Source organism: Mobiluncus sp. (assembly GCF_985070215.1).
Map to the genome: position 1 here is coordinate 1 of NZ_CFKZQR010000069.1, position 4950 is coordinate 4950.

At 59.3% G+C, this 4950-nt stretch carries 4 protein-coding genes; all 4 read right to left on the reverse strand.

The window, feature by feature from the left end; translation table 11 throughout:
- Positions 1–956, reverse strand: a 956-nt coding sequence (locus AC5LBQ_RS09255) for an MFS transporter (protein ID WP_493265300.1), incomplete at its 3' end; no start/stop codon positions are given.
- A gap of 147 nt (positions 957–1103) precedes the next feature.
- Positions 1104–1826 carry an ABC transporter gene (locus tag AC5LBQ_RS09260; RefSeq protein ID WP_493265301.1) on the reverse strand — a complete coding sequence of 241 codons (723 nt, stop codon included), beginning with the start codon at positions 1824–1826 and terminating at the stop codon, positions 1104–1106.
- Positions 1823–3397, reverse strand: a complete 1575-nt coding sequence (locus tag AC5LBQ_RS09265; protein ID WP_493265302.1) for an MFS transporter — start codon at positions 3395–3397, stop codon at positions 1823–1825. The genes AC5LBQ_RS09260 and AC5LBQ_RS09265 overlap by 4 nt, the downstream gene beginning before the upstream one ends.
- Before the next feature lie 281 nt (positions 3398–3678).
- A complete protein-coding gene (ispD, locus tag AC5LBQ_RS09270) occupies positions 3679–4404 on the reverse strand; it encodes a 2-C-methyl-D-erythritol 4-phosphate cytidylyltransferase (RefSeq protein WP_307742263.1) in 726 nt (241 codons plus the stop codon).
- Positions 4405–4950: the final 546 nt, after the last annotated feature.

The window sequence follows — 4950 nt, forward strand, 5'->3', positions numbered from 1 at the left end:
AACAGGTTGACCAGGAAAATCAGGGAAACAATCCAGGTCGCCATAAAGTAGGGCGCGCCGGTCAAACGGTAGGGCATCATGTTGAGGATACTTTGATAAGCGCCCAGAGCGGTGCCGCCAATCACGAACAGCAGCAGCAAACCGGGTTCGGTCAAGACGTCCTTGGTGTGTTGCAACAGGGCTTTCAACCCCGGCTCGGCCTTAGAGAAACCCTCTTGTTTGGGCAAAAGCAGCCACACCAGCACTGTCCCGACCACGCCGATGCACCCCAGGATAGTGATGGTCATGTCCCATCCCACCAGGTGAGACAGAAACCCGGAGAGAATTCGGCCCAACATACCGCCAATCGCGGTGCCGGCCACGTAAGAACCGGCCGCCTTGGGCAGCTCAGCTGAACAGATTTCCTCTGCCAAGTAAGCCGTGGCCACTGCGGGCAAACCCGCCAACGCCATGCCCTGCACAAAACGCCCGACCATCAAAAAGCCCCAGTTCGGGGTAAAACCTAAGATGATACCCAGAAGGGAAGCTGCGAACAGGGAAATCAAAATAATCGGACGGCGTCCCAGACGTTCCGAGGACGGCCCGATAAAGAACATCGAGATCGCCAACGCCAGGGTCGTCAGCGATAGAGCCAGCGAGGCCGTGACCGGGGGGATGGAGAAAAACTTCGAGATGTCCGGCAGCAGCACCTGCACCTCATAAATCTGGGCGAACGTCACGAAACCGGCTACGAACAGGGCAAACTTGATGCGCCGGTATTCCGGGTCGTGACTGGTGTAGCCGGTGAAAGCCGCTTGGGCGGCAGGGCGCAGCGCCGTCAGGGGCAGTTTCTCGACCGGAACAGGAATGCCGCCCGGTTCAGTGCGAGCGGCATCAATCATGGCAGGGTCGGGGGAAGCCAGGATACTGTCGGGCTGGCGAGGACCAGGAGCCTTAGAGTTGTGGACTGACGACATATGGCCAGTATATTCCTCAGCTGCGCGCTCGCTGACATCGCCGACATTCCGAAACCGCGCTCATCGAGCCACGCCGCTGGTGCGAGCTGGGGGCGCCGGGCAGCGTGCTTGAGGCGGGGTCTGCGTGGACTCGTGCGGGGCCAGAGGCTATTCGGTGTACAGCGGAGCGAGCCGCGCATAGAAACGCGACGAGAAATCCTCGAAATCCTGCGCTATGCCCTGAGCGGTATCCGTGGAATCCACCAGGGACAGCGCCAAAACTGCGTTGCCCACCGGGACGTAACACACGTCCAAAGTCTGGCTGACCCGATCCCGAGTAACGGTTTGGCGGTATCCGCTCGTACAAGTCACCACGGGGTCGTTCGCTTTGAGAGTCATCTTTACGGTGCCGGTCGGGGCGCTCACCGTCACTTCTTCGCAGTTCCTGATCATCGTGTCCAGGTCATTAATCATCGACCGCACGTCCTGCTCGGAAGGCGCCAGGAACACCTGAGCTGCCGCCTTTCCGTCAGGCGCTTGGGCCGCCAAGGAGGGCCAATGCAGCAGGGGAAGGTTGAAAGAATCGCGCATCATGGCTTGGCAGCCAGAACCGGCGGGATCAAACTTCAGCCCGGCCGGATTTCTCAGGTCGCGTACCTGATCCCCGGCCAGGTCAACCTGTTGGCGCAGCTGGGTGGATTCGTCCTCGTTGAACGGTGTGAGCGAGTGCCCCGCCAGTTTCAGATCGGCAAAAATGGCGGCCGTCGCACCGATGTCAGGAGAGCCGGGCGCCGGTTTCGCGTCAACTTTGCTTTGATCTGAGGCGCACCCGGTTAGGCTCAGCGTCACCAGGCCGGCCGCGGCAATCATCGAAATAAGCTGGTGTTTCATTGGGCACCTCCGGGGGTTTGTGTGGGGGGTTGCGTACTGGGCGGGGGAGTTCCGGGTGAAGAGTCCTCCGTCGGTGTGTCCGCCGGGAGTTCGACCGGCTGGCCGAGCCCGGAGGGCGAAACCGTCACGGAAACGTCCCCCTCAAGACTTGTGGGGTCGCCCGAAACGGCGGCAGGAGCGGAAACGTTCGGCGCGGCCTCAGTCGCCCGCCGTAGAACCATGTGGTCCTCGCGCACCGGCAGCAGCATCAGCAACCCGATTAGCAGTACCAAGCCAATCCCGAGGATGCCCCAGTATTGAGCCTGCTCGTGAATCGCCATCATCGGGCCGCCCGGACCCGTGGTCACGGACAGCAAAGCGGGTGGAATAAACGGGGTAAAGTGCTGGCCCAGGCTGATGAACAGGGTAAACATCAGGGGAGCCAGCCACGTCACCGAGCGACCCGTCGTCTGGTAGAGCCCAAACACCTCGCCCTCGTGACCCTCGGGAATGCGCCGCGCCAGGAAAGAACGGGAAGCCGACTGGGCTGGGCCGACCCACAGCGTCATGAACAGCCCGATCGTCCACATGATGATTTTGCCTTGAGCGTGCAGGGCGAAAACCCCCAAACAGCAGGCTACCAGCATGATGAGGGAGAAAATCATGACTTTCTTGGGGCCGATTTTATCGTCAAAGAATCCCATCAACGTTGTGGCGATACCGGCCGCAACATTGGCGACGACCGCGAAAATAATGACTTCCCCGGGAGAGAAACCAAAAGTCACCGCGGCGATGATGCCGCCGAACGTAAAAACGCCGGACAGCCCATCGCGGAAAATCGCGGAGGCAATCAGGAAATACAGCACGTTCGGGGCATTACGAAACAGCCAGGCGATAGTTTGGAACAGCTTTTTGTAGGAAGTGAAAATAGACTCGTGCGGCAGATTTTCGCTGCCCGGCACGACCCGCCCGCGCACGGTAAACAGCACCGGCACAAAGAAAATCAGCGACCATGCGGCCGCGACCAGCATCGCGACTCGCACCCCCATACCGTTTGAAGTGTCCAAGCCGGTGAAGTTATTTTCCGAGATGAACCCGAAATTCAGGAACATCAACAGGATAATTCCGCCGAAATACCCGCTGGCCCAGCCAATCCCGCTGATTTTTCCGATGTTGTCGGCGTTGGAAATCCGGGTCAGCATGGCGTAGTAGTTCACGGTGGCGAACTCGAAGAACATGGTCATCAACGCCAGCAGGCCCACGCCCAGCCACAGGAAGTTCGGGTGCGGCGCTACAAAGAACATCGCCGCCAGGCAAGCGATGATGATTGCCGAAAACACTCCCAGCCAGAACGTACCTTTGCCGCGCCGATCCGCGCGCTGCCCCGTGATAGGGGCAGTCAGCGCCACGATAATCCCCGCGATGGTCATGCCGGTTGAAACGGCCTGTGAGGAGGCCGTTTGGTTGCCAAAAGCGGCACCGGTCAGGTAGACCGTGAACACGAAAGTGGTCGCGACCGCGTTGACGGAGGCGCCGCCGGCGTCCCACATACACCACGTGAGTTTTTGAACGAATCCGCCTGATTTTGGCATTGTTTTCTCCTGTGAACTGGTTGGATTCTGTTTGTGGAGCTGCGGCTAAAACGGTCCCCCGGACCGTTTTTTAACGCCTACGCGCCCGGCCCGCGATGGCTCATGCGCTTCGCGCTGCCATCGCGCCCCCATGCACCACGTAAGTTTTTGAACGAATCCGCCTTGTTTTGGCATTGTTTCTCCCCTTTGATGACTTTACTGTTAACCTACCGGTTTTACGTTAGGGATTTGTTAAGTTCTCTCGTGTTATCTAGGGTGTTCGTTGCACAAGGGTGGGGACGTTAGTGGTGCGGGGAGTGCTGGAATGCGGCGAGGGCCAGGTCAGCGGGAGTGGTGATTTTGTAGGCTGAGCGATCGCCGTCTACGGTCACGACTGGCAGGCCCGCGGCTTCGTATAGTGCTGCATCATCGGAAAATGCCGTGGACTCGGTAAGCGATCGCTCGGCAAACCGCTGGTGTAGCGCTGCCAATTCGTGCAGGTAAAAGCCTTGTGGCGTCTGGACTGCTCGCAAAGTCGCGCGGTTTGGGGTGGCGGTGACAACCTCCACAGGCTCGTCGGGATGGGTCCGCGGAGCTACGACCTTGATTGTGTCGGTGACGGGCAGGGCGGGAACAACGGCCCGATGACCGTCCTGCAAAGCCGCCACCACGCGGTCAAACACTGCGGGGGGAGCGAAAGGTCGGGCCGCGTCATGAACCAGGACCAGGTCATCGTCTTGCACCGGGTCAACCATGTTAACCAACGTTTGGAGGGCCGCCGCCACCGAACCTTGTCGCGAAGAACCGCCGGGGACAACCGCAGTGGGGACATCACAACCGGAAACCACCGACTGAAAACGGTCGAGCTGCGCCGACGGCGCGCTGACAACCACAAAATCGCAGCTGGGCAGACCTTGTAAAGCCCACTCCAGCAACGGGCGACCCGCTACGGGAACCAGCGCTTTGGGCATATCGCAGCCGAGCCGAGTTCCTGACCCCGCCGCAGTCAGCACCACAAAAAGTCTCACCCTGCCAATTTACCCCCAAAATTTTCCCCTGGTTTCGGGGTGTGCGTGTCTTATAAGGGGAGAATAGCCGGGTAGCTGCCAATAATGGCAGCTACCCGGCTATTCTCCACCTTTATCCGCAACCCCGGCGAGTAGCCCCGGATTCTCGCGCCCGAAATCCGGTGTCTATGCCCCGGATTTCTGCCCTGTTTGGGAGTGAAACCCCCGTGGTTTTTCGGAATAGTTGCACTAACGACCGATTTCAACCCAGAATCTGGGCCATCATCGACTCCCGTTTTTTAAACCTGCAGGTTATAGAGATTCCAGCTGTGTCGAGACAGCATTGCGCACAGTGAAATCGGTCATTCGTGCAAAACAGACAGGATACAGGGGTTCATCGCGAGGGCGGTGGTGGAGGGGGGACCTCGAAGGAGCATATGGGTACTTGCAATCTCTGCGAGATTGCGTCCCCTGGCATGACACGGGTGTTCGTAGTTTTTCTTAGCGGCTTGCCCGCTTAGAAAAACAGAACGGGACCCCATTTCTGCGACTGAGAGGCATCCCCCC

Excerpts from the sequence above, each read along its gene's own strand:
- AC5LBQ_RS09265 (WP_493265302.1), bottom strand. The coding sequence starts at position 3,397 with ATGCCAAAATCAGGCGGATTCGTTCAAAAACTCACGTGGTGTATGTGG.
- AC5LBQ_RS09260 (WP_493265301.1), bottom strand. The coding sequence starts at position 1,826 with ATGAAACACCAGCTTATTTCGATGATTGCCGCGGCCGGCCTGGTGACG.